Annotated in this window: 28 protein-coding genes; 8 read left to right on the top strand and 20 right to left on the bottom strand. The window is 55.8% G+C overall.

The window, feature by feature from the left end; genetic code table 11:
• Positions 1-16: 16 nt before the first annotated feature.
• Positions 17-472 carry a DUF2258 domain-containing protein gene (locus tag PCAL_RS09580; protein ID WP_011850487.1) on the top strand — a complete coding sequence of 152 codons (456 nt, stop codon included), beginning with the start codon at positions 17-19 and terminating at the stop codon, positions 470-472.
• On the opposite strand, the gene hsp20 is transcribed toward PCAL_RS09580, so the two are convergent.
• From hsp20 to PCAL_RS09560, 4 genes are read right to left on the bottom strand one after another with little or no spacing between them, the layout of a single operon-like run.
• Positions 459-989 carry an archaeal heat shock protein Hsp20 gene (gene hsp20, locus PCAL_RS09575; RefSeq protein ID WP_011850486.1) on the bottom strand — a complete coding sequence of 177 codons (531 nt, stop codon included), beginning with the start codon at positions 987-989 and terminating at the stop codon, positions 459-461. The genes PCAL_RS09580 and hsp20 overlap by 14 nt on opposite strands.
• Before the next feature lie 34 nt (positions 990-1,023).
• Positions 1,024-3,234, bottom strand: coding sequence for a CDC48 family AAA ATPase (locus tag PCAL_RS09570; protein ID WP_011850485.1), 2,211 nt, complete (start codon positions 3,232-3,234; stop codon positions 1,024-1,026).
• Between the two features lie 28 nt (positions 3,235-3,262).
• Complete coding sequence (locus PCAL_RS09565; RefSeq protein ID WP_011850484.1) at positions 3,263-5,230, bottom strand: CBS domain-containing protein; 1,968 nt, start codon at positions 5,228-5,230, stop codon at positions 3,263-3,265.
• 23 nt (positions 5,231-5,253) lie between these two features.
• Positions 5,254-6,459, bottom strand: coding sequence for a hypothetical protein (locus PCAL_RS09560; RefSeq protein WP_011850483.1), 1,206 nt, complete (start codon positions 6,457-6,459; stop codon positions 5,254-5,256).
• A gap of 28 nt (positions 6,460-6,487) precedes the next feature.
• Here PCAL_RS09560 and PCAL_RS09555 point away from each other — a divergent pair, with 28 nt between their 5' ends.
• On the top strand, positions 6,488-7,693 hold the full coding sequence (locus PCAL_RS09555) for a redox-regulated ATPase YchF (protein ID WP_011850482.1): 1,206 nt from the start codon (positions 6,488-6,490) through the stop codon (positions 7,691-7,693).
• Here the strand turns inward: PCAL_RS09555 and PCAL_RS09550 are convergent.
• The 9 genes from PCAL_RS09550 to PCAL_RS09515 all read right to left on the bottom strand — a co-directional run bounded on the left by PCAL_RS09550 (position 7,686) and on the right by PCAL_RS09515 (position 13,372).
• Positions 7,686-8,153 carry a helix-turn-helix transcriptional regulator gene (locus tag PCAL_RS09550; RefSeq protein ID WP_193322672.1) on the bottom strand — a complete coding sequence of 156 codons (468 nt, stop codon included), beginning with the start codon at positions 8,151-8,153 and terminating at the stop codon, positions 7,686-7,688. The genes PCAL_RS09555 and PCAL_RS09550 overlap by 8 nt on opposite strands.
• Before the next feature lie 11 nt (positions 8,154-8,164).
• The gene (locus PCAL_RS09545; RefSeq protein WP_011850481.1) at positions 8,165-8,590 is read right to left on the bottom strand and encodes an HIT family protein; all 426 of its coding nucleotides are present in this window, start codon (positions 8,588-8,590) and stop codon (positions 8,165-8,167) included.
• 107 nt (positions 8,591-8,697) lie between these two features.
• Positions 8,698-9,351 (bottom strand): UMP kinase, encoded by a 654-nt coding sequence (gene pyrH / locus PCAL_RS09540; RefSeq protein WP_011850480.1) that lies wholly within the window; start codon positions 9,349-9,351, stop codon positions 8,698-8,700.
• A complete protein-coding gene (locus PCAL_RS09535; RefSeq protein WP_193322671.1) occupies positions 9,338-9,856 on the bottom strand; it encodes a hypothetical protein in 519 nt (172 codons plus the stop codon). Before PCAL_RS09535 ends, pyrH begins: the two co-directional genes overlap by 14 nt.
• 102 nt (positions 9,857-9,958) lie before the next feature.
• Positions 9,959-11,323 (bottom strand): serine--tRNA ligase, encoded by a 1,365-nt coding sequence (gene serS / locus PCAL_RS09530; protein ID WP_011850478.1) that lies wholly within the window; start codon positions 11,321-11,323, stop codon positions 9,959-9,961.
• 28 nt (positions 11,324-11,351) lie between these two features.
• Positions 11,352-11,618 carry a hypothetical protein gene (locus PCAL_RS09525; RefSeq protein WP_011850477.1) on the bottom strand — a complete coding sequence of 89 codons (267 nt, stop codon included), beginning with the start codon at positions 11,616-11,618 and terminating at the stop codon, positions 11,352-11,354.
• A gap of 483 nt (positions 11,619-12,101) precedes the next feature.
• Positions 12,102-12,329, bottom strand: coding sequence for a hypothetical protein (locus tag PCAL_RS09520; RefSeq protein ID WP_193322670.1), 228 nt, complete (start codon positions 12,327-12,329; stop codon positions 12,102-12,104).
• Positions 12,326-12,451, bottom strand: a complete 126-nt coding sequence (locus tag PCAL_RS11715; protein WP_264317707.1) for a hypothetical protein — start codon at positions 12,449-12,451, stop codon at positions 12,326-12,328. The genes PCAL_RS09520 and PCAL_RS11715 overlap by 4 nt, the downstream gene beginning before the upstream one ends.
• Positions 12,452-12,877: 426 nt before the next feature.
• Positions 12,878-13,372 carry a hypothetical protein gene (locus PCAL_RS09515; protein WP_193322669.1) on the bottom strand — a complete coding sequence of 165 codons (495 nt, stop codon included), beginning with the start codon at positions 13,370-13,372 and terminating at the stop codon, positions 12,878-12,880.
• A 200-nt stretch (positions 13,373-13,572) separates the two neighbouring features.
• Here PCAL_RS09515 and PCAL_RS09510 point away from each other — a divergent pair, with 200 nt between their 5' ends.
• The gene (locus tag PCAL_RS09510) at positions 13,573-14,283 is read left to right on the top strand and encodes a hypothetical protein (RefSeq protein WP_011850475.1); all 711 of its coding nucleotides are present in this window, start codon (positions 13,573-13,575) and stop codon (positions 14,281-14,283) included.
• Between the two features lie 263 nt (positions 14,284-14,546).
• Here PCAL_RS09510 and PCAL_RS09505 read toward each other — a convergent pair whose 3' ends face one another.
• The 3 genes from PCAL_RS09505 to PCAL_RS09495 form a co-directional block, all read right to left on the bottom strand.
• Positions 14,547-15,017 carry a hypothetical protein gene (locus PCAL_RS09505; RefSeq protein ID WP_011850474.1) on the bottom strand — a complete coding sequence of 157 codons (471 nt, stop codon included), beginning with the start codon at positions 15,015-15,017 and terminating at the stop codon, positions 14,547-14,549.
• Between the two features lie 41 nt (positions 15,018-15,058).
• Entirely contained in the window at positions 15,059-17,620 is a 2,562-nt protein-coding gene (locus tag PCAL_RS09500; protein ID WP_011850473.1) for an adenosylcobalamin-dependent ribonucleoside-diphosphate reductase, read from the bottom strand.
• Positions 17,621-17,689: 69 nt separating this feature from the next.
• On the bottom strand, positions 17,690-18,427 hold the full coding sequence (locus tag PCAL_RS09495) for a thioredoxin/glutaredoxin (protein WP_011850472.1): 738 nt from the start codon (positions 18,425-18,427) through the stop codon (positions 17,690-17,692).
• 85 nt (positions 18,428-18,512) lie between these two features.
• Here PCAL_RS09495 and PCAL_RS11625 point away from each other — a divergent pair, with 85 nt between their 5' ends.
• From PCAL_RS11625 to PCAL_RS09480, 3 genes are all read left to right on the top strand, one after another.
• Positions 18,513-18,803 carry a zinc ribbon domain-containing protein gene (locus tag PCAL_RS11625; protein ID WP_011850471.1) on the top strand — a complete coding sequence of 97 codons (291 nt, stop codon included), beginning with the start codon at positions 18,513-18,515 and terminating at the stop codon, positions 18,801-18,803.
• A gap of 267 nt (positions 18,804-19,070) precedes the next feature.
• A complete protein-coding gene (locus PCAL_RS09485) occupies positions 19,071-19,571 on the top strand; it encodes a DsbA family protein (RefSeq protein WP_011850470.1) in 501 nt (166 codons plus the stop codon).
• Positions 19,568-20,050, top strand: coding sequence for a hypothetical protein (locus PCAL_RS09480; protein WP_011850469.1), 483 nt, complete (start codon positions 19,568-19,570; stop codon positions 20,048-20,050). Before PCAL_RS09485 ends, PCAL_RS09480 begins: the two co-directional genes overlap by 4 nt.
• Here the strand turns inward: PCAL_RS09480 and PCAL_RS09475 are convergent, their stop codons facing one another.
• Positions 20,051-20,635 carry a hypothetical protein gene (locus PCAL_RS09475; protein ID WP_011850468.1) on the bottom strand — a complete coding sequence of 195 codons (585 nt, stop codon included), beginning with the start codon at positions 20,633-20,635 and terminating at the stop codon, positions 20,051-20,053.
• Between the two features lie 56 nt (positions 20,636-20,691).
• Here PCAL_RS09475 and PCAL_RS09470 point away from each other — a divergent pair, with 56 nt between their 5' ends.
• Positions 20,692-21,999 (top strand): cyclic 2,3-diphosphoglycerate synthase, encoded by a 1,308-nt coding sequence (locus PCAL_RS09470; protein WP_011850467.1) that lies wholly within the window; start codon positions 20,692-20,694, stop codon positions 21,997-21,999.
• Here the strand turns inward: PCAL_RS09470 and PCAL_RS09465 are convergent.
• The 3 genes from PCAL_RS09465 to PCAL_RS09455 are packed head-to-tail and all read right to left on the bottom strand — an operon-like array spanning position 21,996 to position 23,934.
• Positions 21,996-22,661: a B3/B4 domain-containing protein gene (locus PCAL_RS09465; protein ID WP_011850466.1), complete on the bottom strand. Its 666-nt coding sequence runs from the start codon at positions 22,659-22,661 to the stop codon at positions 21,996-21,998. The two genes, PCAL_RS09470 and PCAL_RS09465, sit on opposite strands and share 4 nt — an antisense overlap.
• Positions 22,652-23,074, bottom strand: a complete 423-nt coding sequence (locus PCAL_RS09460) for a helix-turn-helix domain-containing protein (protein ID WP_011850465.1) — start codon at positions 23,072-23,074, stop codon at positions 22,652-22,654. The genes PCAL_RS09465 and PCAL_RS09460 overlap by 10 nt, the downstream gene beginning before the upstream one ends.
• Positions 23,075-23,076: 2 nt before the next feature.
• Positions 23,077-23,934 (bottom strand): KaiC domain-containing protein, encoded by an 858-nt coding sequence (locus PCAL_RS09455; protein ID WP_011850464.1) that lies wholly within the window; start codon positions 23,932-23,934, stop codon positions 23,077-23,079.
• Positions 23,935-24,099: 165 nt separating this feature from the next.
• On the opposite strand from PCAL_RS09455, the gene ahcY reads away from it, so the two are divergent.
• On the top strand, positions 24,100-25,410 hold the full coding sequence (ahcY, locus tag PCAL_RS09450; RefSeq protein ID WP_011850463.1) for an adenosylhomocysteinase: 1,311 nt from the start codon (positions 24,100-24,102) through the stop codon (positions 25,408-25,410).
• Positions 25,411-25,552: the final 142 nt, after the last annotated feature.

The following is a 25,552-nucleotide window of genomic DNA, read 5'->3' as shown; positions in this document are numbered from 1 at the left end:
ACTTGTACTATTTGACATGGCGTGGAAGCTCGAAGAGAACGTACAGCGTGACATTGAGAAGGCTCAGGAGAGCGTGGAGCTGTACGGCGGCCACCTCTTAAAGGCCCCCAATAGGTACGAGATTAGGACGGGCGTGGTCATAGCGGCGAGGTTCGCCGACAAGCTTAGGAGGACTGCCTTCGCGGTATTCGGCGGCGTTGTTCCCAAGGAGGAGATTGTGAGAGCCACTTCTGAGCTCAATAAGAAGATCTACGAGCGCCTCGTCTCCATGGGGGTGGGCAAGCTCGACATTGTCCGCATATCTGTGGAGGCCAGCGTCGAGGGGGGCAGGCTAATCTTCGGCGAGCCAAAGATCGAGTGGTTTGTGCCACACACGGAGGTGGAGAAGAGGGTAAAGGAGTGCGAGGAAAAATTCGCCGAGGTTAAACAAAAAATTGAGAACTTGCTTAAGGAGCTTTCTACTCTATCTTAATCTCAAATCCCTTTTTTCTCTTCTCGGTCTTCTCCAGCTCCACGGACAGCACGCCGTTTTTATAGGTGGCTTTTGCCTTGTTGGGGTCAACTGCGGCGGGTAGCCTAATCTCCTTGTGGTACTTCCTGTCTTTGCCTTTCGCGTCTATGGTTAGCGTTTTCCCGTCTTCGCTTATGTACAGCTTTATGTCCTCCTTCTCCACGCCGGGCATGTCGACCACCACTTTTATCTTGTCGTCTTCCTCAACTATGTCGGTGAGGGGGTCTATCTCGTCTACAACCTCTATCTTCTCGGCGTCGGCTCTCCTCCTGACGTTCCCAAATTCTCTTACCACGGGCCTCCCATCGGGGCCCATCGTAATTTCAAAGCCGTAGTAGTAGTACCTAGGCCTCCCCGCGCCCCTTGTGGCCGGCTCCGCTGTAAGCCTCCGGAAGTCTTCCTCAATCTGTCTCTCTATTTCCTCGAAGAACTTCTGCCACCTCCTCATAAATCTCTCAAACTCGTCGAAAATTGACATGTGGACGAGTTAGATGTCCCTATTTAAACTTACTCTAGAGGCCGGCGATTGTTCTCCTAACTCTCTTTGCCATTTCCTCGTACCGCCTTATGTCCTCAGGTGTGAGAGACGGCGGCACCCGCTTTAGGGCCTCCTCAAAGTGCCTCATTGAGACGGGCTTCACTTTGCCCTCTCTGATGACTTCCCGGAGGGCGAGCATGGCCGCCTCTCTCACTAACGCCGCTATGTCTGCGCCAGTGTAGCCCTCAGTCCTCTTGGCGAGCTCCTCTATGTTGACGTCGTCGGCCAGCTTTATCTTCTTCGTGTGAACCTTGAAGATCTCTACCCTGGCCTTGAAGTCGGGCGGCGGGACGTATATCACTCTGTCAAATCTGCCGGGCCTCAGCAACGCGGGGTCTAATATGTCGGGCCTATTGGTGGCCGCCATGACTACCACGTTTTTCAGAGTGCCTATGCCGTCCATCTCGGCGAGGAGCTGGTTTACGATCCTGTCCGTCACGCCAGAGTCGCCGAGGCGCGTGCCTCTGGCAGGCGCTATTGAGTCTATCTCGTCGAAGAAGATGACGCAAGGCGCGGCCATCCTGGCCTTTTTAAACACCTCGCGGACGGCCTTCTCCGACTCGCCGACCCACTTGGACAACAGCTCTGGCCCCCTCACCGCTATGAAGTTGGCCCCAGACTCGGTAGCCACCGCCTTGGCGAATAGGGTTTTTCCAACGCCGGGTGGGCCGAACAACAGTATGCCCTTGGGGGGCTCTACGCCCAGCTCGTCGAAGTAGTGTCTATACTTCATGGGCCACTCCACTATCTCCCTGAGCTCCTGCTTAATTGAGTCGTATCCCCCTATGTCGTCCCAGTGGACCTCTGGCACTTCGATTATCACCTCTCTCAGCACCGTCGGGTGCACGTACTTCATGGCGTTTAAGAAGTCCGACATTCCCACCTTCAGCTTGCTGAGCGTCTCCTGTGGAATTACGTCTTGGTCCACGTTTATCAAGCGGTTTTCAATAGCCCTCCTCAACGCGCTCATGGCCGCCTCCTTTGCCAACGCCGCTATATCTGCGCCAGTGTAGCCGTGCGTCATCTCGGCTATTTTATCTAAATCCACCTCGTCGCCGGGCTTGCACACGCCGCTTTCTACATCGGCCTTGGTACAGAGAGGCATATTCCTAGTGTGCACCGCCAATATCTCCCTCCTAGCCCTCTTGTCCGGCATAGGTATGTGGATCTCTCTGTCGAATCTTCCCGGTCTTCTCAACGCTGGGTCTACTGCGTCTGGGCGGTTTGTGGCTCCTATGACTATTACCTGTCCTCTTTCTTGTAGTCCGTCCATTAGGGTGAGGAGCTGTGCCACTACTCTCTTCTCCACTTCGCCGGTCACCTCCTCTCTCTTGGGCGCTATGGCGTCGATCTCGTCTATGAAGATGATTGCGGGGGCGTTCTTCTTAGCCTCTTCGAAGATCTCTCTCAGCCTAGCCTCAGACTCGCCGTAGTATTTGGACATAATCTCAGGCCCGTTAATGGCCACGAAGTAGGCGTTAGCCTCGTTGGCCACGGCCTTGGCCAAAAGCGTCTTCCCAGTGCCAGGAGGCCCAATCAGCAGAATGCCCTTAGGCGGCTCAATCCCCAAGTGCTTAAAAAGCTCAGGATGCCGAAGAGGAAGCTCCACAAGCTCCCTAATCTTCTGCTTAGCATCCTCCAAATCACCAATATCCTCCCAAGTGACCTTGGGTATTGTGAGCTCGGCCTCTTTTACAGGCTCCTCTCTCACCGTAACCTCTGTGTCTATGGAGACGTAAGCGGCTGGCCCCGGCTGTACCTGCACAACTACAAATCTTATGGCACCGCCGTAGAAGGGCACATCGATGGCTTGGCCCCGCGCTATTGGTTTCCCAAGTAGCACTTGCTTCTTTAGGTACTCGGGGTCTACTCTCACAGGCTCTGTTGGCGCTAGGACGACCCTCTGGGCTGGCTTTAACTGCACCTTACGCACCTTCACCGTGTCGCCTATGCCAACGCCTGCGTTTTGCCTAATGATGCCGTCCATGCGTATAATCTCCTTATCCTCGTCCTCGGGGTAGGCGGGCCACACTTGCGCATAGGCCGACTTCCTCCCAATAACCTCCACGTAGTCCCCGGGCTCTACCCCCAGCTTCCTCATTATTCTCACGGGGAGTCTCACAATGCTTCGGCCAACGTCGCGTGACCTAGCCTCAGCTACCTTTAGAATGACCTCGCTAGACATGACTCGGTCCACCTATGGATATAAAAATCTAGGCCCGCTCCTCTACTTGCTTGACTTCGGCCAGCTTCTCGGGCATCGCGTATGTCACATACACCCTGGCCAAGTCTTTCACTATGTCCATCTTATTCAACACGCCGACTAGCCGGCCTTGCTCGTCTACCACTGGGACAACGCCCTGCTCCACGAGTTTGTCGAGGACCTCTTTCACATCTGCATTGACATTGGCGACGTGATCCACTGGCCTAGACACGTCGAGCGCGGTTAAGGTGCCCACCTTAGAGTACCTAAGCCTAGACAGGCCGGTTGTTGCTTTTCGCAGAACTCCCGACTTTGTGAAATACACTACCCTCTCTCCTCTCAAAGTCTCCTCCACGGGCCTCAAGGCCAAGTCGTCCACCGTGACTACCCCCATTATGTTGCCGCCTTCGACGACTACAACTCCGTCGAGCTCAAAGGCGTTTATCTTCCTAGTTGTTGACATGAGGCTTGAGAATGGGTTTACCGCCGCCACGTCGGCGGGTGTCATGAGCTCCCCTACCTTGACGCTTCTCCCACGCTCCTTATAAGCCTTTACTAGCTCGTCTTTTGTAACAACGCCGATGGGCTGCCCAGCGCTATCTATAACAACTACGTAGTCTGTCCCAGCGGCCAACATCTTATACGCCACCTCCTCCAGCGTCGCGCTCTCAGAAACCGTGGGGTACTCAGACTTGGCCAAGTCGCCAGCTGTGCCCTCCTCAACCGCCAACTTGGCCTGCTCGCCTGGCAGAGCCTCTTCCCTGAGAACTAGGAGTTTTCCCTTCTGCCTCCTCCAGTACCCCAAGGACTTCTCTGCGATGTACGACATAAAGTCTCTCCTAGTTATAAACCCAACCACTTTCCCGCTGTCGTCCACTACCGCGAGGATCCCGCTCTTCGACCTTAGGAACGCCTTCCTAATACTCGACAGGGGGTCTCTCACGTTTACCATCGGCACGTCGCTCAACATGACGTCGCGCGCCCTAAGCCCAGTCACGTGTTTCACAGGCTTTAACCTAATGACGGCCTCCATGCTTGGCTTACTCACGGGGACTTCCACAGCTGTCTTCACCTCTACGTCTTCGCGCCCCTCCTTGGGGCCGTATAGGTACGCGTGGAGGACGTCCCACGCGGTGACCGCGCCTATGACTTTGCCATTTCTATCTACGACGGGCACTACGTATATTCCGAAGGTGGCCATGTACCTGGCCACGTCGGTGATGGGAGTATCGGGGTTCGCCACGGCGACCCCCCTGGACATAATTCTCCAGACTCTGGCCACCCCCCTGGGCTTGCTCTCGCCCCTCGTAACCCGCGTGCCAAAGATGGCGCGCGGCTCCCCAGATCCCCTAAACCACCTCCGACTCTTCAAGAAATTCCACACCGTCAATATTCCAGCGGCTCCCCCCTCCCTGTTCAACACCACATAGCCGTCCACTTCCCCGCCCACAAGCTTGTGGAAGATCTTAGACACCTTCTCTATCGCTTTAACAAAGCCTACTCTCGGCTTTTTCTCGTCGATCGACGTGTATACCGCGGCGACGGACTTGGCCTTCGGCTCCCTCAGAAGTAAGGCTGAGAGTAGGCCTCTCAGCGACACCACGCCCACGAACTTCCCCTCTTCGTCTACTACGACGGCGCCCCACTTGCTCTCGCTTATCAACATCTCGGCCACGTTCTCAATTCTCCAGCTCTCCTTAACCACAAGCGGCTGATTCAAAAACTCCCCCACCTTGGCGTCGAGCTTCTTGCTCTTAAGAAGAAGCGCCGTGTGTGGATACACAACCCCTGCGACCTCGTCGGAGAACACGGACTTGAACACCGGGACCACGTCCACGGGGAATTTCCTTAGATACGCTGCAAGCGTCTCAAGCGTGGTGTTCACAGTAACTCTAAACGGCGGGTGTTCCACAACATCTCTAACAAACTGAGGGACCCTCTTCTCGGCAAGTTTTTCCAACTCCTCCCTAGTTAACACATGTTATAAAACGCTCCTCCTTATTAAATTTCATCTGCATAAAACTCTCCCCCGAGATGCGCCAGCAGTATCCCATGTTCTACGTCAAATGTCCCAAAACTAGTCTCCACGGTCCTGGGACCCACAACGAGGAAGTCTCCGTAGAGCTTGTCCGTTATGAGAAACGTGGTAATACCTAAGCGTTTTGCATAGGCGGCCACCTCCTCTCTGTCTGTGACAATGGGGATTTTTCTCACATACGCATATACCAGCGAGTCGGCTACGCCCAGTCTCCCCCTGAGCGAGCTCGCCACCGCCCCCCTAGGTTCCTCCCCGCCTTCCCAGAGCTCTAGCACGGCGAGAAGCCACGGATGGCGGAGAGTCCAGCTCGCCACTTCGTCTCTGCCACGCGTTAAAAGCTCCTTTAGCAACGCGGCGTCGCCAGCGTCTAGCTCGAATACTGCCTCTAATACTGCCGCCGCGGCGGCTGGGTCCACTCTTGAAAGCGAGATTAGCCGCGCCTTAGGCACGTCGTCTGACTCCATAACTACCACAATGTCGCTGAAATACCGCCTTAGCGCATTCACCAACGCACGCGGGCTGGCCGAGGCGCGGATGACTCCGTCAAAGGCCTCGCGAGGCGGCGGGGGGAGGTAGCGGTAGAAGGGGCCTACGCGCCTGCCGAATTCCTCTCTGCTCAGCGCGGTGCAGAACACGTGCTGGCAGTGCCCGTAGAGGCTCCCCAACCGTATGTACACGTTGCCGACGCCGCGGCCTCCTCTCACGAAAAAACAGGCAACGCCAAGGGAGGGCACGAAGCCCACCTCGTCGAGCCCCCTCACGTCAGCCTTTTGGCATATGAAGCCGCAGGCCTCTACTCTATAGGCGAAGTACGCCGCCGCAGGCACGCCCACGGCAAGCGCTAGGAGCCCAGGGCGTATAAGCGACAAAGCGATGGCCGCCGTGGACAACAAACGCGATACCCCCGGCTTGAGCGGAGTTAAATACGCAGAGGCCAGCGACAGCGCCGCCAGTGGAATCTTTGCAGTGCCTGCCGCGGTTAGGGACAGAGCTAAGGCGAGAAGCGATGCTGACGCGGTCAACACGTCGCATTTGGCGTAGCGGATCCACAGAACTGCGTAGACGGCCACGTGCCTCCGCACTAAGTACAGAAGCGCCGCGGCGACGCCCAGCGGCGGACTGGCCACGAATATAGCCGCTATCAACAACAGAGCTACGAGGCGCCTCATGGTTAAAAACAAGTCGAGTATTTAATACGTGGTCACGCAGACACGCGTTCAAGTGGGAATCGTGGGAAAGCCAAACGCTGGCAAGTCGACGTTCTTCGCCGCGGCGACTCTGAAAGACGTCAAAATCTCGCCTGTGCCCTTTACCACTATCGACCCCAACGTGGGCATCGGCTACGCGCGCGTCGACGACTGTCCCTGTGCAAAAATCAAGTGCAACCCGAGGAGCTACATGGTCATCGACGGCGTGTGCTACGCCCCTGTAGAGCTCATAGACGTCGCAGGCCTGGTTCCGGGCGCTTGGCAGGGCAGGGGGCTTGGAAACCAGTTTTTAGACCACTTGAGGAGGGCCCCCGTGCTCTTACACATAGTAGACGCCTCAGGCTCCACCGATGAGGAGGGCAGAGTAGTTAAGCCTGGGAGCCACGACCCAGTCAGAGACGTGGAGTTTCTAGAGAGGGAGGTCGACATGTGGATCGCCTCTATCGTCAAGAGGGATTGGGACAAGACTGTGAGACTTGTGGAATTCAGCAAGAAGAACATAGCGGAGGTCTTGTCGGAGAGGTTGGGCGGCCTGGGCATTGGACGCGTGGAAGTGGAGAAGGCGCTGGAGGGGGCCGGTTTGGCCAAAAAGCCGCCTAGCAAGTGGGCCGAGGAGGACTTCTACAACTTCAGCCGCCTCGCCCGCTCCCTGAGCAAGCCCATAGTAATTGTGGCTAACAAGGTGGACCTCCCAGAGGGGGAGGAGGGGTACAAGAGGTTGAGAGAGGTTTACCTAAACCGCATAATAGTCCCGGCCTCCGCCGAGGCTGAGTTGGCCCTGCGAAAGGCCGCGGAGCGCGGCCTTGTGAAATATAAGCCGGGCGACCCCCACTTCGAGGTAGTCGGGACGTTGACGCCTCAGCAGAGGGCCGCCCTTGAGAAAATTGCAGAAGTCATGAAGAAGTGGGGCGGCACCGGCGTTGTGCAGGCAATAAACGCAGCAGTTTTCAACGCGCTCAAATACGTGGCCGTCTACCCCGTGGAAGACGAGAGGAGGATGAGCGACAAGGCGGGCAACGTGCTCCCGGACCTCCTCCTAGTTCCACACAGCTACACAGCCAGAGACGTGGCCTATGCAATCCACACGGAGCTGGGCGAGAGGTTTATAGCCGCCATCGACGTTAGGACTGGGAAAAGGCTAGCCGCGGACGAGCCGGTGAGCCACGGCCTTGTGCTGAAAATCTTGGCTAAGTAGCCTTGTTTCTAATAATGGAAATCCACACGTTTCGCCTAAGAGGCTCCGGCATGTGGCCGTCTCCGCCGAGGCGGACCTCTTCGCGCTGTGGACGAGGCTCCTCGCGCACCGGCCACCGGCGCGGCGCCTCTTGCCGCCCCTCTAGGAGAGACAGAATCTTCTCAAGCTTTTTCATTATGGCGTCATAAGCGTCGTATATGGCCACGGCGCCGCTGGAAGACACGGCCACGGGCTGAAAAGAGGCTGGTGGGTAGAGGTACACGTTTACAGAGAAGGAGGCAGAGAGCGGAAGTGAGGCAGGCGCTTCCTCGGCTACGGAGTAAGCCCTGCGGGCCTTTGACAAGGCCTTGTAAACCGTGTTTATGGAGATCCCCAGCGCCTCCGCGATCTCCCTTGGCCTAAGCCCCTTGGAGTACAGCTCCGCCACTCTCCTCTCCGTGTCAGTGAGCTTCACGTACATTGCGCCGCGCCTTAATAAATTGGACGCCCAAAATACTTGGGTAATACTTTGGAAAGCTTTTCCACCACCTCCCTCGCCTCGCTCTCCTTGATCTCGTCGCGTCCATGCCAGACAAGCGAGCCGCCCCACCTGGGGATCACATGTATATGGAAGTGGAAGACCACTTGCCCAGCCTCTCGCCCTGCGTTTGTCACAATATTGACCCCCTTTGCCCCCAGCTCGGCCCAGGCCTTGGCAAGCTTTGCGGCGATTTCAAAGCCGCGCGTCGCCACATCAAGCGGCGCATCTACCACATTCACATAGTGGCTCTTGGGCACCACCAGGAGGTGGCCAAAGGAGGCCGGATACTTGTCTAGAATCACTACGAATTTGTCATCCTCGTACACTTTCCACGCTGGCGCCTCCCCGCGGACAATCTTGCAGAAGATACAATCCATCGGCCCCGAGGAAAGAAAACTATTTTAAAACAGTTGTAGAAGTCCCGCGGGTGGGGGGCTTAAAGAGGCCCGACGCGGCCCCTATGAGCGAGCCCCCTGCCGCGGGGTCAACACGTTATTTTGCTACCGGGGTTCCCACCCCGCAGTATTTCTTCGACATATTCCGGCCTCCTTCCGTCGAATATGTATGTAGTCACGCAGTTCCTCCGCAGTATTGATATACTCCAAGGGTCAACGAGCTCGTAGCCCCCTGGCACGACGCTTGTTTTTAGAATTCTCTCAAGCTCGTCGTATGTAAGCGTCGGTATTTTTCTAGCGTTGGGGTTTCTCCTGGGGTCGTCGTCGTACACGGCGTCGATATTTGCCGCGTTGAGGAGGACAGAGGCGCCCGCCGCCTCTGCCACGAGGGCTGCCACAGTCGCCGTGGATTGCCCCGGCTGAAAGCCCCCGGCCACCACGACGCGGTGCCTCCTCCACGCGTCGAGGAACTCTTCCACTGTTGAGGGGGCCTTTGGGTAGGCGTCGTCGCCGATTAGCGAAATTAACAGGAGGGCGTTTAGCCGGCTGGCGTATATCCCTAGCAGGTCTTGGAAAGTGTTGGAGGCGCCGCCCTTTCGCGCCATGGCTATGTACCTCCTCGCCACTTCGCCGCCTCCAGTTACCACGGCCACTTTTCCGCCTATGCGCCTTATTATAGCTGCGTATTTGGCCACGAGGTCTTCTTCGTCGAAAATTCTGCCTGTAAGCTTAAGCACCAGCATGGCGCGAGAGGTACGCCTCTACGCCCTTCATAACCCCCTCTACCACGTGCGCGGGGGCCTCGCCGAAATCTATCTTGGGGGTTGCGCCGGTGCACAGCGACTTAATTTCCTCCATATTCCTCTGGGCCACCTCTATGAGATATCTGTCTTCGTATGGGTATAATACCTCGATTAACGCGTGGTCTGAGCAGTCTGACAAAAGCCACGCCGCCCTTGACTTGGCCTTGGAAAGCTCGGCAAGTAGGGTGTTGGGGTCCACCTCATTTCCGTAAAGCCACACTTTAACCTCTCTGCGGCCTAGGAACTTCTTCTGCACCTTTATGGTTACGGGGCCGAAAGTCCCTTCGCGGCCGTCTGAGAGGGCCTTGGTAACTTCTTCGGCGACTTTGGCAAGCTCGAAGTCTCTCTCATGCAGTTTCTTTAATTTCTCGCACTCGCACAGCCTAGTTACAAATTTGACAAAGGCCTCTGCCACTATGCCTACTACAACCTCCTGGGCGCCCACGGCCTCTAGTTGCACTAGGTTTAAAACTGTGCAATATGTAACACGCGTGAAGAGATCAGGCTAGCTGATCAATGATGTAGGACCTAAGCACTGACGACGCGGTTAACTCGGCGGCTGTTGCTTGATCCTTCTGGGGTATATGTACTCCTTTGGGGCGGCCTTTATGGGCTCTAGATACGGCCTAAGCGCCTTTGGTATTTCAACTACGCCGTCGTCGCGTTGGAAGTTTTCCAATATGGCGGTTATTGTGCGCGTGGTTGCCAACCCCGTGCAGTTGAGGGTGTGGACATACTCCTTCTTCATGCCTTTTCTTGTCACGCGGATGCCCAGCCTATACGACTGCCAGTCTGTGACATTGGAACAGCTGGCCAACTCCCTGTACTTGGCCTGCGCGGGGTACCACACCTCTATGTCGTATTTCTTGGCGGCGGGGGCTCCCAAGTCGTGGGCACATATGTTTACCACTCTGTAGGGCAGGCCGAGGCCTCTTATGAGTTCCTCAGTGTTTCTGGTAATCTCCTCGTGCCACTTCCACGACTCCTCTGGGAGAGAAAAGACGAACTGCTCCACCTTGTGGAATATGTGTACTCTGAATATGCCCTTGAGGTCTCTATTCCCGGCGCCGGCCTCTTTCCTAAAGCACGGAGACCACCCGACATAGAGCTGGGGGAGCTCCTCCTCTAGGAGTTCCCTCTTGTAGAGGTAGGCGGCTATTCCATGCTCAGCCGTGGCTATTAGGTAGAGGTCCTCCCCCTCTATTTTGTATATGGCGTCCTTAAATGTGTCAAAGTCTAAAACGCGGCGAATTATATCAAACTTCAGCATGTAGGGCGGTATGACGGGCCTAAACCCCTTCTGGGCTAGCTGGTCCATGGCATACATGGCGAGGGCAAAGTCCAGCCACACCAAGTCGTCGAAGAGGTAGTAGAACCTGCTCCCAGCCACCTCCCCCGCCTTAAGCGTGTCAGCCATCTGCAACACCACCTCCGCCATATCTGCGTGCCCCACAGGCTCCTTCTCCACCACCACGTACTCTACGCCTGGGTCTAGGGACTGCAACGCGGCATTGCTCACTTTGACAGTGCCCCAGTGCCTAACTGGCACGGAGTCCACGCCCTCTGGACACACTGGCACAGACTCGTGTATTAGATTCGGAAAACTGTAGAGTAGCTCCTCCCTCTGCCTCTCCAACTCCTTGACCTCCTCCTCCACTTTCTCCAACTTGGCGGCAAGCTCCCTAGCCTTTTCAGATATTTCTCTCCTGCGCTCAGGAGGGGCCTTGGCCCCCTCTCTAGACAGCTGGTTGTAGAGGTGGCGGAGCTCGTCTATCTCTTTTTTCAACTGACGCCACTTGGCGTCCAGAGCGAGGAACTTGTCCACGAGAGATGCGTCGACTCTCCTAGCCAGCAAGACCTTCCTCACCTCCTCTGGGCTCTTCCTCAGAGCCTCAAGCACACTATAAGACATGTGAGAAGCAAAGCCTCTGTATATAATTTTATCTACTCACCAGCGACTTAAGCAAGAGGAGCACTCTTGCGAGCTCCTCTCTATCCGACACCTTAAAAACCAACAGAGGAGCAGCGTGGCTGGGGTGCCAAAACTCGACGTACGTGGCCTCCCTCAAGGCCACTACGTGCACAAAGTACTCCCTCTCGGCAACCAGCCTATACACATAGCGGCGCCCAACCTCAAAGCGGAAGATTTCCACTAGCTCATAATACGGCGCCTCCTCTAACTCCCTAATCAGCAGGGCGTTCTCCACAATGAAATATACAACTGATTTAATTACCTGCCCGCCTTTTCCTTGTCTTACTCCCCCTCATAAAATGCCGCACCATCTTTTTTATTTTCGCGACACACTGAAGACCTCAGAAAAGGGCCGAGCTAGCCCATGCAGACAAAAATAAACTTTAGGCGAGACGAGAATGGCGTGTAAAGTTCAGTAACCTAGCTGTGGAATTAGCATAGAGGAGCGGGAAGAGGGGTTGCCCGAACCGTTTGCCCTTTTTATCTAGTCTCTACGCACCCTTACCCCGAAACGCTCCTGCCTCACACCTTCACTGCCAGCTACGACTTGCGCGCCGCCACTTTCGCTGTGATTAAGCTTACTCCAGCGTCTCGCTGCGGCGCTGGTCGGCGTGCACATCCAACACAAAAATACAGACAGCACCGTCATTGACAATGCGCCGCGAGGAAGGACCACCTTGGCCAGTCTCTTCTACACACTTTTCCGCATGTGGCTTTCTCACACACATCTGCAACTATTGAAGCATGTCCAGGCCACGCGGAGAGCCTCTCCCTCACCCGCTGTTTTCAAAAGCGTGTAGACCATAGCCTCGTCCTCTGTGGCTATGGCCCTTTCGAGTAGCCCCCTAAGCCGCGGGAGGAAGAAGTAGAACATTCGGGCGTCGCCGCCGGCCTCCTCCACTAGCCTCTTCAAAATTCTCCGAAATTCGCCCGCCGCCAGCTTCACGGCTTTTCCCTAATATGTCTCTTCCCAATGAGCTCGCCCACCCTCCTCACGTCTGCCTTGGCCAGCTTTACGATGTCGTTCCAGAGGGCCTTGTACCTACCCCTACGTCGCCAATGAGGCAAAGGAAGTGATCACGAGAAGTCTCTACATCGCTCCACAAAACAGCTAAAGAAAAACTTAAAAACAACCAAAAACGATACCTAAGAAACATAGAATCTCAAGAGGAGGATTGAAAGGTGCAGCTTCTGTCAATGGCGTCGTCCAAGAAGCGGGTGTGAATCTCAAGAAGAGGATTGAAAGAGTACACGTCGTCCTTGGAGGCGTTTGCGGCCATGTTTATCGAATCTCCGGAAGAGGATTGAAAGGAATACGCTAATGCGTTGTATATACACTGCCTCCCGGGTGAATCTCAAAGAAGAGAATTGGAACATCCCACTACCTACCCGTAACGCCGTTCATAATTTGAGAATCTCAGGAAGAGGATTGTGAGTGCTTGAAAGTGGTGAAAGGGAGATGGTATTTGGGTTTGGATTTTCAAATCTGTTAGTCTAAGATTTGCACTTGCACGGGTCGATTGACATGTAGAGGGTGCCGAGTTCGACGTAGCCGCACTTAAGCCCCTGCTCGTGGCACTGCTGGGCGCAGAAGGTGCAGAAGGCCAAGGATGTGGCTGACATCGCCAGTAACACGGCTGTGAACAAAGCTGCGTCGAGGTAGAGCATGAGGCGGGGGTTGCGGGTCTTGGCTGCGAGTAGGGCGAGGGCGGCGGCTGGCACAGCGACGAGGAGGGGCTCGGAGTAGTAAGTAAAGCCCTTGGCCCCCGGGACGCGGTAGGCGAGGGACGGCAAGTCTATGCCCGCCGCCGCGACGAAAAGGAGCAATACGTCGACCAACAGCACCACGCCCACCAACACGGCCAGAGACAAGGCCACAGCCTTCACCGCCGTCTTCCTCGCCAAGTCCTCCACTATGCCCCTCGCCTTTTTGTACAGGCGACGTACTCTCTCTTGCAACCTACTCCCCACGCCACTCCAAACTCTCATACCCCACATAGCGGCTAAGGTTTTAAGCCTTTGCCCGCGGCCAACCCTCGGCTACCGGCATGGGACGACAAACGGAGCGCCGGAGTCTCAAAGACACGTCAAAGACTTAACGAGATGCGAATAGAGAGGAGACATGAGGCCGCGCCAGCACTGGCGGTCTGCGTGAAGTTGTTCAACTCACCGTACAAGATGGGCAAACCATGGCTTGTGGAAAAGACAAGCTGTTAGCCACCGTGAAGGCCAAGGTGGAGCCCACGCCGGAGTTGATCGAGTTGCTGAAGAGGTACCGCGGCGGGTTAAACATGGCGATAAAGTGGGCCGTAGAAGAGGCGAGGGCAAAGGGACATGGGCCTACGCTATCCGAGATGCACAAGGCCCTCTACGAGCCGCTGAAGGCCATGGGACTGCCGTCGGTAATTGCACAAGAATGCTACAGAGAGGCGTTGGCCGTGGTGAAGTCGTATATAGCTAAGGGAGCTAGGGGCAAGACGCCAGTAGTGAGGAAGTTGCACATGCGGCTACGCAGAGACGCCTACAGCGTCAAAGACGGCTACCTCCATGTAACGGGTGGGCATAGGACGAGAATTGTGGGCATGGAGGAGAGGTACAAGGAAGGAGAATGGAGGGAGGCTAGGCTGGTCTACCGCGGCGGCAACTTGTCCCTCTACATATCGGTGGAAATTCCAAGGCCTATGCCAATCACGCCGAGGGGCGTAATCACTGTTAACATAAACAAACGGTATGTCTACTACGGCAATTCCCAGTGGATGAAAAAGGTGGAGACGCCGGTGGAAAGGCTGTGCGGCTGTGGAGACAGGCGGAACGTCTCGCCAAGAAGCGCTCTACGACGCACCGCCCGCCGTGGAGTAAGGGAAAGGAGCTCCAAGCCAGAATACGCCATTTCTAGATAAAGTAAAGTTGAATAACGTCACGGAGGACTGGGCGAAGACCCCATTTTTCCCACCTGTGGCTTTGATTCCCTCTGTTTAATCAATATAGGGTGGGTGGGAGTTGCGTTCATGGGTTGTTGCCTGGGGAGTCGCCCCCGGGCATGCGACATGGGGGGAGTCCGGCCTCCCCGACCGCCCCCCAAATGACGGATGAAACCCCGACCAATGGGGGGAACCAATGACCCGCCCCGGAACAACTTGAGATGGAAGAAGTCAGTGAGAACTTAGACGACTTCGATCTCCTTATCCTCTTCTTTTGTGGCCGTAAAATATAGCGCCTTGGCTAACCTGCGGCTCTCTGGCAAGATGCTGTTTATGTAGACTAGGGCGGATAGGGCGAGCAGAGCTAGGGACAGGGCGAGGGTCCCATCATAGCGGAGCTGGCTTATTACAAACGGCGATATAACGTGCCGCAGGCCCCCCAGCTTGGCCATGGCCGCTATCAGCGAGGAGAAGAAGGCAAGAGAGAGACCCACGGTGATTATCCACCTGCCGTCGCTTCTATTTCTAACCGCCGTTATTATGTTTAAGAAGATGTACGGAGTAACTGAGACAAATGTCATGAGGTATACGCCCACGAGAAGCGGATAGACGTCGAGCAGGCCAGCCCACCATATGTTGAAGAGGACGTACAAAACACTGAAGAGGACAAAGACGAGACCTATTCTAACAGACTTTGAAACAATCCACAGCATAGACCAAGGAGATCCACGCTATATTAACCCTACGTGTAAAACTAGCCGCACTCCCCGGTCTTGCAGTAGGGGTCTTTGCCCTCCTCAAGCGCCTTGAGCTTGACCTGCTCAGCCGCGTCGCTGATTGTGGCGTCGAGGGAGAGCGGCTTTACCACTATCTTGGTGTCCGCGAGCTTCTTCTTGATCTCCTGCTTAATGCCCGTGTATATCACTTGCACAGACTTAGACTTGTCGCGGTACACCGTTATCCCCTTGACCCCAAGAGCCCATGCAAGAGCAAACGCCCAATATACGTCATCTTTGGTCGCGTTAGCTGGCATATTAATCGTCTTCGATATGCCTTGATCCACCCACTGCTGTGCTGACGCTTGCATCAGTACATGCCAGGCCCAGTGTATCTCCATCGCCGTGGCCAACAAGTGCTTCACGTCCTCTGGCACGGGGGCGTCTCTCAACATGCCGCTCTCCTCCACCGCCCTCCTCACCTCAGGTGTCCAGAGACCCCTCGCCCTCAGATACTCGACGCCAGGCCAGTAGTACTCCACCAGGGTGCCGACGGTGACGTTGCGGAGGAAGGCCAGGGCGAAGACGGGCTCTACGCCGCTGGTGGTGCCCGCCAGTATGGAGGTGCGGCCCGTGGGGGCCACGGACATCACCACGGAGTTCCTCACCCCGCCCTTAACCTTCTCCGAGAGCTCGGCCAGGGTGGGCTTGCCGAACCTCTTGGCCATGGCGTCTAGCCACCTCCTCGTCTCGTAGGTTATGGCCTTTAGCCTGTCCCCAAGCTCTCTGTACTCCGGCGGGTACGCCGCCCTTACCCTCTCCCACCGAGACCAGACGAAGTCTTGGTACTTCAGCACGGGTATCACTCCCCTCGCGTAGTCGGACTGGTGGAAGTACTTAAAGGGCCCCCTCTCCCTCGCCAGCTCTGCAGACTCGTCGAGGGCGTTGAGATAGATCCACGCCAACACTCTGTTAACTAGCGTCACGGCATCCCAAGAGGCGTACGGGATCTCCAACTTTATCAACATCTCGGCGAGACCCATGACGCCGAGACCAATTTTGCGGATCTTCCGATACGTCTCATCTACATCTTTCATCCCAGTGGTGGATATATCTACGGCGTCGTCGAGAAATCTAACGCCAACGCGGGCTGTCTCGGCCAAGCCTGCCCAGTCTATACACTCCAGTTTTTCCTCCAACGTGCGGCCGCTACACCCCTCTTTCACAAATTTGACAAGGTTTATATGGGTCAAGTTGCAGACGTCTTTATCAGCGCCGGGCACCTCGGCACAAGGATTGGTACCAAACCACACATATCTGTCGCCATCTACATTGACATACAACAGTGAGTTCGACGCATTCATGTTCGACTTGAAGATCAGGCCGGGGTCGCCCGAGTCCCACGCGCCCTCTACGATCTCTCTGAATAGCTCTTTGGCATTAACTGACCCCACTGTCGCATCTTTTGGTAGTTGCACCTCTCTCGTGAGCTCTAACACCTCTATCGGCTTAATCCCCAATTTTTCTACAACAATCCTTGGATTGACAAGAGGATAGTTGGGATCTTTATCTACGTCTAATGCCTTTTCCATAAAAGCGTCATCCACCACCACCGAGATGTTGAAGTTCTGTAGGTGTACGTCCTTCAGCTCCCCCGTCTTGGCCTTTATGAACTTGCGTATGTCTGGGTGCCAGACGTGGAGCGTGCCCATCTGCGCGCCGCGCCTCTTGCCCCCCTGCTTAATGACTTCCACATTTGCGTCAAAGAGCTTCATAAAGGATATGGGGCCGGAGGCCACGCCCGCGGAGCCCCTCACCACGTCTCCCTCGGGCCTTAGGAGCGAGAAGTCGTAGCCCACACCACCTCCTGCCTGCTGTATTAGACCTGATCTGGTCAACACATCGTAGATACACCTCTTGCCAGGATGTGTGATTGACGACAAACAATCCTCAATCATCAGAATGAAGCAGGAGGCAAACATCTCCTTGCTAGTCCAGGCGTTGAACCAGTAGGGAGACGCCGGTATCAACTTCAGCGAGGTGATGTAGTCGTAGTACAGCCTTGCCCTCTCCACGTCTCTCGCCACTGCGGTGGCCACCCTGGCCGCGGCCATGGAGGGAGTCTCGGCCAGTTGGAAGTCCAGCCTCCTCAACGCGTAGTTGCCGTTGGTGAAGAGCCTAAGGGCGTTGTAGCTCAGCGAGCGGTCGAACTCGGGCCTCAGCTTCAGCTGCCTCAAGAGCTCCAAGGCCTCGGGCTTTATCACCCCCGCCAGTTTCTCAAAGGCCGCCAGGGCCCTCCTCTGGTACTCCTCGTCAGACTTAACGCGCAGGAAGTCTCTCCCAAATATCTCCTTGTATATTCTGCCGAGGAGATGCGACTTGGCCACCTCGGCGAGCTCCGGCCTCTCAATCGCCTTCTTCAAAAGCTCCACGTGCACCAAATCGGCGAGCTCCCAAGAGCCGACGTCTCTCTCCACTTTGATGTCGGCCGCCCCGTCCACCTCCACCCCCGCGTCCTGCGCCGCGCGCTCAATTGAGCGCCTCAGCTTCTCCGGCTGGAAGGGCTCCACAGAGCCGTTGAGCTTCAAGACTCTGTACATTGATTATATCTCGTCATTCATTAATATTCCCTTTAGTTAAAACTTCTCCGGGGGGAGAGTTAGCTGAAACTATTTGTTCCTGTATAATGAGAGGAACTCTGCGTCGTTTAAAATCTGCCCCTGCTCTTCCGCCACCTTCTCCATGTACCTCTTTCCGGATTCTCTCAAGACGTTGTACACTGCGTCGGCCACGTCGCTTGGGACATCTGGCCTTGGGTATGGGAGGCCCAGCCTCCCCACAGTGGCTTTTGCGAGTAGCCACATTTTCACGTGGGACTTCTCGACCTTGTCCACGTCTATGCCGAGCCAAAACATTTCTCTAACCATGCCGAACGTCAACACCTTAATTAAGCGCTCCCAGCGCTCCTCCAAGATACCTCTCTCCCTTTCCCTCAGCGCCTCCATTATCTGCGGAGTCTTGTGCTCCTGTCCGTGGTATCTGGCCCGGGAGAGCACTGCGACTAGCTCCGGCAACAGAATTGGCTTAAGCGACTTGTGTAAAACAACGGCGGATAAGATGGCTTGACTCGCCATAACTCCATTTACAAAATTTTCAACAGCCTCGTCTACAGCTAGTTCCTTCTCTGTCTTGCCGTCTCTTAGCGCGAGCACGTCCTCTGGCTCGACGGGGTCTAGCAACACGAGCCTCCCGTCGAGAAATACGGCCGGCACGCTTAAGACGTAGTTGGCCAAGTAGTGGAAGTAGGGCGCCTCGGCCATTTCAAACTCCACGCCTGCCACGCCGCGTAGCGCCTTGTAGAGGTTATACGACGACTTACATGTGTGGTGAAGGACCACCTTTATCATTAAGCGGGCGAAGGCCCGGATTTATCAACATTCTCCATTCCTCTTAAACTATTGAAGAAGAGTAAAATTGGAAGAAGACGAATCCGTGTCTCAACTCTCTTCTCTTCTTTGTTCAGCCCTTCTCCTCCTCTCCAAGTGGCAAGCCGCGAAGCGCGGCGTGATGGTAGTCGAGGTGGACCCAAGCGGCGCGTCCACAACGCGCACCAAGTGCTGCAGGAAAATGGAAGAAGTGGGACACAGAAGAATGAAGTGCACAACATGTGGCTTCGAGGCTTGGAGAGACGTAGTGGCACTGTTAAACATTGAAAAAAGGCTTGCAAGAGGTTGGGCACCCCCCGCTTTTTTCCCACTGATCGCTTTGATCCCCGTTGTTTAATAAATATTAGGGTGAGGGAGGCGCGCTCATGGGTTGTCGCCTGGGGGATCGCCCCCGGGCTTGCGACATGGGGGTAGTCAGGCCTCCCCGACTGCCCCGCAGATGACAGATGTGGCAACGAATAGATGCGGGGAACCAATGACCCGCCCACGGGGGAACCCAGGGCGGAGGAGGGGGTCGGATCAGCATTCGTTCCCCTCTTCACGCCTCTGAAAAGACCAACTTCATCACGGCTGAATTTTTATACGGAAATATGTTTCTAACGCCGTGATATTCAGGAGACGCAAGCCCAGCCTCACCCCAGTGGTCAAGACAGAGGTGGTTAAGAAAATTGTGGAAATTGCGCCTATTAAAGTGGGAAGTGGGAACAGGGCCGTAGTCGTATTCTTCGACTTGAAATGCCCCTTCTGCGCAAGGCTCTTCAAGGAGACTGAAGAGGTCATGCTAGAAATGGCCAAGAACGGCTTGATAACATACGCAATGTGCGACTACGTGGTCCATAAAGACGCCGAGTCTCTACACAGGGCCCTCCGCTGCATCGAGGCAGAAAAGAGGCTGGACTTCGTTAAAAGGATATACAGCGGCGAAAGGGTAAAAGCAGACGAGTGTCCAGCAGACGACTTAAAGGTCTGCGAAGAGCTCGCCGAGGCTGTTGGAGTCTACGGGACGCCGACCCTGCTCTTCTACGACTTCTCCAAGGGCCGTGGGTATATACACTTCGGCTACATGACGCCTGACCAGGTGCTGGAGGCCATATATGCCCTATGATACTGGGGGAAGCGGCTGGAAGATACGTCCTACGAGACCTTGGGACCTATCTCCTCTTTGACGTGCAGAACCCCCTTGCCGACGTCACCGTGGTGCCGCCGCCCCCCGGCTCCTCTTACCAGTTCGCAGTGGTGGGGGCCTTGGTGGCAAAGCTTGGGTATAGGACAAAGGTTTTGAACATGTCCACGTGTAGAAGAGAGACTATAAGCAGAATCTTGGCCAACGCGGCAGGCGAGCTTGTGTACGTGGGCTATGCACATAGGCTGGCATACGCTGGGCCAGGCGCCGTGGTTAACCCTGAGGAGGTAAGCGTTGAAAACGTGCGGAGAGTGGCCCTTCAAAACCTGAAGTATAGGGTGATGTGGGAGAAGTGCTTGCAGGCGGGTCCCCAGCAGAGGGATGTCGTAGAACTTGGGCATCTGCCCGAGGCCCTTGAGAGACTCGAGATTTGGCTGGCAGAGCGCGTTGGCAGGAGGTAGCTAGCAGAGCCGCTTGGCCGAGGGGAGCTCGTACACCCCGCCCCTAATTCTCCTAAAGCCGTAGATCTTCCAAGGCCCGGGGTTCAATATCCTCTGGCCAAGGTCCACGTGAGGCACGTGGCTGTGTCCATAGGCTATCCACACCCCATCTCTCAGGCTCAGCCTGCGCCTAAGGACTCGGCCTATTCTCCCCCTGTCTACTCTCTCGACTAAGTAGGCCACGACGCCGCTTTTCACGACGCTGTCGCCGTGTGTCACAACCACCTCCGAATCCTCTATAAAGATGTCGCCGTTGAAGGCGTATACCTCTGCGCCGTTTATCTTCTCCCACAGGGGGCCGGGCAACTGTGGGTCGTGGGATGAGGAGCTAAAGGCTATGTATAACTGCGCTGGGCGTAGGCCGAGCACGTCCATGGCCTTTGCTATAAGCCTAATGGCCTCCTCTCTCCCCACCAGCCTGTACTGGTCTTCAAAGAGGTCTCCCGTTATTGCAACTCTCTCTGGGCCGAGGGAGGCGAGGCACTTCTTCAACTCCTCTACTCTGGAGTGTGGAGAGCCGAGGTGGACGTCGCCGAAAACTATCACGGGCCTTTGTGCATAGCCCTATTTAAAACTTATATAGTATATAGATCTCTAGAGATATGAGAAGGGTCGCAATCATAGGCGCCGCTGGGCGCGACTTCCACGTCTACAACATGGTCTACAGGGGGAGCAAGGAGTATAAAGTTGTCGCATTCTTAATGACCCAGATACCGATACCCAATCGACGATATCCGCCGCCGCTCTCCGCCACGCCCGACGGCGTGCCGATATACACATGGAAGAGCTATGAAGAGCTGACGCGGTATTTGAAGGAGTTGCGCGTAGACGAGGCCGTGTTGGCTTACAGCGACTTGTTGTATGAAGAGGTGGGGCACATAATATCCGCGGTGTTGGCCAGCGGGGCGAGCTTTAGGATCCACGGGCCTAACGACACCTACCTCGACTCAATAAGGCCGGTCATAGCCGTCACGGCGACGAGGACTGGCGCGGGGAAGTCCACCATATCCCGCGAAGTGGTTAAAGAGCTGTCTGCCAGAGGCTTGAAAGTCGCCGTTGTCCGCCACCCAATGCCTTACAGAGAGCTAGAGGAGGCGGTTGTTGAGGTGTACAAGAGGCCTGAGGACTTGGATAAGCTCACCTTTGAAGAGCGGGAGGAGTACGAGCAGTATGTGGAAATGGGCGTGCCCGTCCTCGCTGGCGTTGACTATGGCAGAGTGTTAAGGGAGGCGGAGAGGCTTGGCGACGTAGTGCTGTGGGACGGCGGCAACAACGATTTTCCATTTTTCCGGCCGAACTACATGATAACTGTGACAGATGCCCGGAGGCCCGGCCACGAGGTTGGGTCATTTCCAGGCGAGGTGAACCTAAGGCTTGCAGATGCCGTTGTGATAACTAAAGTGAGCGACGCCCGCGCGGAGGACGTGGCAAAGGTCGTGGCCAATGTGAAAAAGGTCAATCCAAGGGCCGTGGTGGTCAAAGCGGATCTGGAGGTGTATGTGGATAGAGACATCGCTGGGAAGAGGGTCCTCGTGATAGAAGACGCGCCCACGGTGACCCACGGGGGTCTGCCCTACGCCGCTGGCTACATAGCCGCAGTTAAACACGGCGCAGTAGTGGTGGATCCAAGGCCGTACGCAGTCGGCGTAATTAGACGGATCTACGAAGAGTACGGCACGGGGCCCGTTTTGCCGAGTCTAGGCTACACCGAGGAACAGCGGAGAGACTTGGAGGAGACCATTAGGAGGGCGGACGTCGACCTCGTGGTAATAGCCTCCCCGGCCAAGATAGAGAGGGTGATAAGAATAGATAGGCCAGTTGCCAGGGTTGGATGGCGCCTCAAGGTGGTTGAGGGGCCCTCAGTGAAGGAGCTCGTGGACGCGTTTCTGGAAAAAGCGGGCGTTTCCTAGGCGATTTGCACCTCGCCTTCTGCTACTCCGCCTAGCAACGAAAAGAGTTTCCGCAGGTATAAAGCGGCGTCTATCAGCCTCGACAGCTCCACCCCGGGAACCCCTGCCACCACTACTAACACGTCTCTGGTATCGCGCTCGATTTTTGTCTCTACGCTGTCTCTATATGGGTATAAGTGGAGTATTTGCCCATCAGCCGCCAGCACTATCTGGCTGTCGAGCTCCACGGGGGAGCCGCCTATGGGGTAAAACACCTCGCCCCTCTTCGACCACCTCAGCCGCAAGACCTCGCCCTTGACCTTGGCCAAGTCGTAAAGGCCTATGGGAACTAGAAACTTTATCGACGCGGCGTTGCCCGCGTCCACGACTGGGCTAATCCTGGGAAGCGCCTCGCCGCGTAGAACGCGGCGCAGAAGCGCCTCTTGCGCTGGTCTCTGTTTTGTAGGATCTATCTTCACCACTCTCCAGTAGAAGTCGCGGTAGGCCCTAATCACCGGGTGGTCCTTCAACGTGTCTAAGGAGAGCGACGACCTTGCCTCGTCCACCGCTCTCTGAATCTCCTCCACTAGAGGCGGCGGGTACTCCCTATTGTCAACTCCTTTAACCACGTCGTACGCCACGAAGGCCCCCGTGTCTCTTACCTCATTTATTATTACGACCACGAGGACAACAGGTTTTGAATCTCCTCCACGTGTTTCCTTATCTTTTCTACAAGTTCTCTGCACTTATCGGCCCCGGCGAGCTCTGGCGGCAATTCCACCTTAAACCCCTCCTTGGCCAACCTCTCGTAGACCTTTAAGACCACTTGCCCAGCCTTTGTCTCTCCCTTTAAATGCCGTCTCACAGTAGCCTCTGTTACGCCGAGCTCCTCGGCGATTTTAGAGGCTGGAAGCCCCGCCCTTTCTCTGGCGAGCGCCGCAGCCGCCGTGTAAAGGGAGTCTACCCACGTCACTCTCTCCGCGGGGTTTTTAATAGCCTCTAAAACCTCTCTGTCGAACAACGACATGACCAACAGCGCTGACTCAAGCTTTCGAATGTCTTCGCGGCCCACCGGCTTTAGGGGCACCTCCGACATTGCTACTCCTCCTCTACCTCTATTTCAACTTTTCGTTGCCTTGCTTGACTTGTTTGACGCTCGGCCTCCTCCACGGCCCTACGCATGGCCTCCACCTCCTCCTTTGACAACTGCTCCACTTTTACAGAGGTGCCAGAGATCCTTATGTATTTGTCCCAAAAGATCTCCACCCCCGTGTCTTTTATCTCCATTGGGTGTCTCAACATGGAGTGCTTAGTGTCGCGCATCTTCCAGACTATTATGGAGCGGTACAGCTTTCCATCGACTTCGTCTAAGTCAAGTCTTATGATGCCGTCTACCGCGTGCTCTACGCCAGGTCCTCCAAACCCCCTCTCGCCCACGGACACCTGCGACACGAAAAAGGCAGTGCAACCGAGCCCGGCCAATACCCGCTTTAGCAACATTATGGTGGACCGGGCCACCGCCGGCTTGGTGAGATAAAGCGTAGACACCGAGTCTACAACGACTCTCCTGGCCCCGATTTCCTTTATCGCCTGTCGAAGCACGTCGCTGAGCTCGTGCACATCGTCCACTTGCTTAACCACATACCTCTCCCTCTGAGCCGCGGCGCCGACTCCGCCGGTGAACGCGTCTACAATGGCGAACTTGCCCTCCTTCTCGTACTGAGACACGTCCCAGCCAAAGTGGCGGAAGCTCCGGCGCACAGCCACGGGGTGTTCCTCCAAGGCTACGAAGATGCCGGGCTCATCCCTCTTAAGCCCATTAAAGAGGAACTGCTTCCCCAGAATGGACTTGCCAGTGCCCGGGCCGCCGCTCAGTAGCACTACGCTTCTCTCAGGTACTCCTCCAAATAGAATTTCATCTAGGCCAGGCACATACGTCCTAACCCGCGGAACCATGCCAATCCCCAGACACAGCTTAATATACTTTTGTCAACAGGAGATGCAACCGAAATGCGCCGAGCTAGATACGGCGACTTCCACGCAGAGACCGAGGTGTTTGTAGTCGGCGCCGTCATCATTCGCCGTGGTATCAATATTTTAACCCTGGCAAAATGGGAGACTATGGAGTCGCGCGTAAAAGACCCCTCGCTGGCCAGTAGAGGGAGGGAGCAACTCTACTGGGCTGAGCGGAATATGCCGGTGCTCATGGAAATTAGGCGGAGGTTTGAGAAAGAGAAGCCGCTGGTGGGCCAAACAGTAGCCGCGTGTCTCCATGTGACAAAGGAGACCGGCGTGTTGGTTAGGACGCTGGCGGCGGGCGGCGCGCGGGTTGTCCTAGTGCCGTCAAACCCGCTCTCTACGCAAGACGACGTGGCGGCGGCTCTTGCAGAGGAGGGGATCCACGTGTACGCGTGGCGGGGCATGTCGGAGAGGGAGTACTACAACGCCATAGGCTTTGCAATCTCCTTCTATCCAACAATTACGTTGGACGACGGCGCCGACCTCACTGCGACAATACACAAGCTTTGGCACGGGGTCAAGGACGAGAGCTTGAACTACGTCGCTGAGACAGCCGGCGGAGTCGACGTAGAGAAACTCGTGGCGGGGCTCAGAGGGGGCACTGAGGAGACTACGACAGGCGTCATTAGGCTACGCGCCCTGAAAAAGGCGGGGAAGTTGGTATACCCAATAATCGCCGTAAACGACTCCTACACAAAATACCTATTCGACAACAGATACGGCACTGGGCAGTCCACCTGGGACGGAGTTCTCAGGGCCACAAATCTGTTAATCGCAGGCAAAGTGGTCGTAGTAGCTGGCTACGGCTGGGTGGGGCGGGGGGTGGCAATGAGGGCAAGGGGCCTCGGCGCCCGCCGCGTAATCGTAGTGGAGGCAGACCCAATCAGGGCCCTTGAGGCCGTCTTCGACGGCTTTGAAGTCATGCCCATGGACAAGGCAGCTGAGGTAGGCGACATATTCATAACCGCCACAGGGAACGTACGAGTGATAAACCTCGGCCACATATTCAAGATGAGAGACGGCGCTGTGCTCGCCAACACGGGCCACTTCAACGTAGAAATAGACGTAGCCGGGCTGGAGAGAGTGGCAACGGCAAAGAGGAGGATTAGGCCCTACCTAGACGAGTACACTCTCCCAGGGGGCAAGAGGGTGTACCTCATCGCAGAGGGGCGGCTTGTAAATCTAGCGGCAGCCGAAGGCCACCCGTCCGAGGTCATGGACATGTCGTTTGCAAACCAAGCCTTGGCGGCTGAGTACTTAGTCAAAAACAAGCTGGCGCCAGACGTCTACAAGCTCCCCGACGAGCTCGACCGCGAAGTGGCAAGACTTAAGCTAAAGACCATGGGCATAGAGATAGAGGAAATGACAGAAGAACAGAGACAGTATCTATCCTCCTGGACCCTCGGCACCTAACGCTGTACCCACATTTTAAAAACCGCCCAGCTATGCTCTCTGCGAGGCAGGCCGCCGTACGCGAGTCGAAATTCGACCTCCTCTTTACACATGTCTTCGGCTATCTCATGTGACGTGACCCCCTCGCGCCACGCTGGCATAA

This window comes from Pyrobaculum calidifontis JCM 11548, assembly GCF_000015805.1.
Lineage (GTDB): Archaea > Thermoproteota > Thermoprotei > Thermoproteales > Thermoproteaceae > Pyrobaculum > Pyrobaculum calidifontis.
This window is presented reverse-complemented; position numbering and strand designations above follow the sequence as displayed.

Coding starts and splice junctions, on each gene's coding strand:
- PCAL_RS09580 (WP_011850487.1), top strand. CDS start 17: ATGGCGTGGAAGCTCGAAGAGAACGTACAGCGTGACATTGAGAAGGCT.
- hsp20 (WP_011850486.1), bottom strand. CDS start 989: ATGTCAATTTTCGACGAGTTTGAGAGATTTATGAGGAGGTGGCAGAAG.
- PCAL_RS09570 (WP_011850485.1), bottom strand. CDS start 3,234: ATGTCTAGCGAGGTCATTCTAAAGGTAGCTGAGGCTAGGTCACGCGAC.
- PCAL_RS09560 (WP_011850483.1), bottom strand. CDS start 6,459: ATGAGGCGCCTCGTAGCTCTGTTGTTGATAGCGGCTATATTCGTGGCC.
- PCAL_RS09550 (WP_193322672.1), bottom strand. CDS start 8,153: ATGTACGTGAAGCTCACTGACACGGAGAGGAGAGTGGCGGAGCTGTAC.
- PCAL_RS09545 (WP_011850481.1), bottom strand. CDS start 8,590: ATGGATTGTATCTTCTGCAAGATTGTCCGCGGGGAGGCGCCAGCGTGG.
- pyrH (WP_011850480.1), bottom strand. CDS start 9,351: ATGCTGGTGCTTAAGCTTACAGGCAGAATTTTCGACGAAGAAGACCTC.
- serS (WP_011850478.1), bottom strand. CDS start 11,323: ATGTCTTATAGTGTGCTTGAGGCTCTGAGGAAGAGCCCAGAGGAGGTG.
- PCAL_RS09515 (WP_193322669.1), bottom strand. CDS start 13,372: ATGAGAGTTTGGAGTGGCGTGGGGAGTAGGTTGCAAGAGAGAGTACGT.
- PCAL_RS09510 (WP_011850475.1), top strand. CDS start 13,573: ATGGCTTGTGGAAAAGACAAGCTGTTAGCCACCGTGAAGGCCAAGGTG.
- PCAL_RS09505 (WP_011850474.1), bottom strand. CDS start 15,017: ATGCTGTGGATTGTTTCAAAGTCTGTTAGAATAGGTCTCGTCTTTGTC.
- PCAL_RS09500 (WP_011850473.1), bottom strand. CDS start 17,620: ATGTACAGAGTCTTGAAGCTCAACGGCTCTGTGGAGCCCTTCCAGCCG.
- PCAL_RS09495 (WP_011850472.1), bottom strand. CDS start 18,427: ATGATAAAGGTGGTCCTTCACCACACATGTAAGTCGTCGTATAACCTC.
- PCAL_RS09480 (WP_011850469.1), top strand. CDS start 19,568: ATGATACTGGGGGAAGCGGCTGGAAGATACGTCCTACGAGACCTTGGG.
- PCAL_RS09470 (WP_011850467.1), top strand. CDS start 20,692: ATGAGAAGGGTCGCAATCATAGGCGCCGCTGGGCGCGACTTCCACGTC.
- PCAL_RS09460 (WP_011850465.1), bottom strand. CDS start 23,074: ATGTCGGAGGTGCCCCTAAAGCCGGTGGGCCGCGAAGACATTCGAAAG.
- PCAL_RS09455 (WP_011850464.1), bottom strand. CDS start 23,934: ATGGTTCCGCGGGTTAGGACGTATGTGCCTGGCCTAGATGAAATTCTA.
- ahcY (WP_011850463.1), top strand. CDS start 24,100: ATGGAGTCGCGCGTAAAAGACCCCTCGCTGGCCAGTAGAGGGAGGGAG.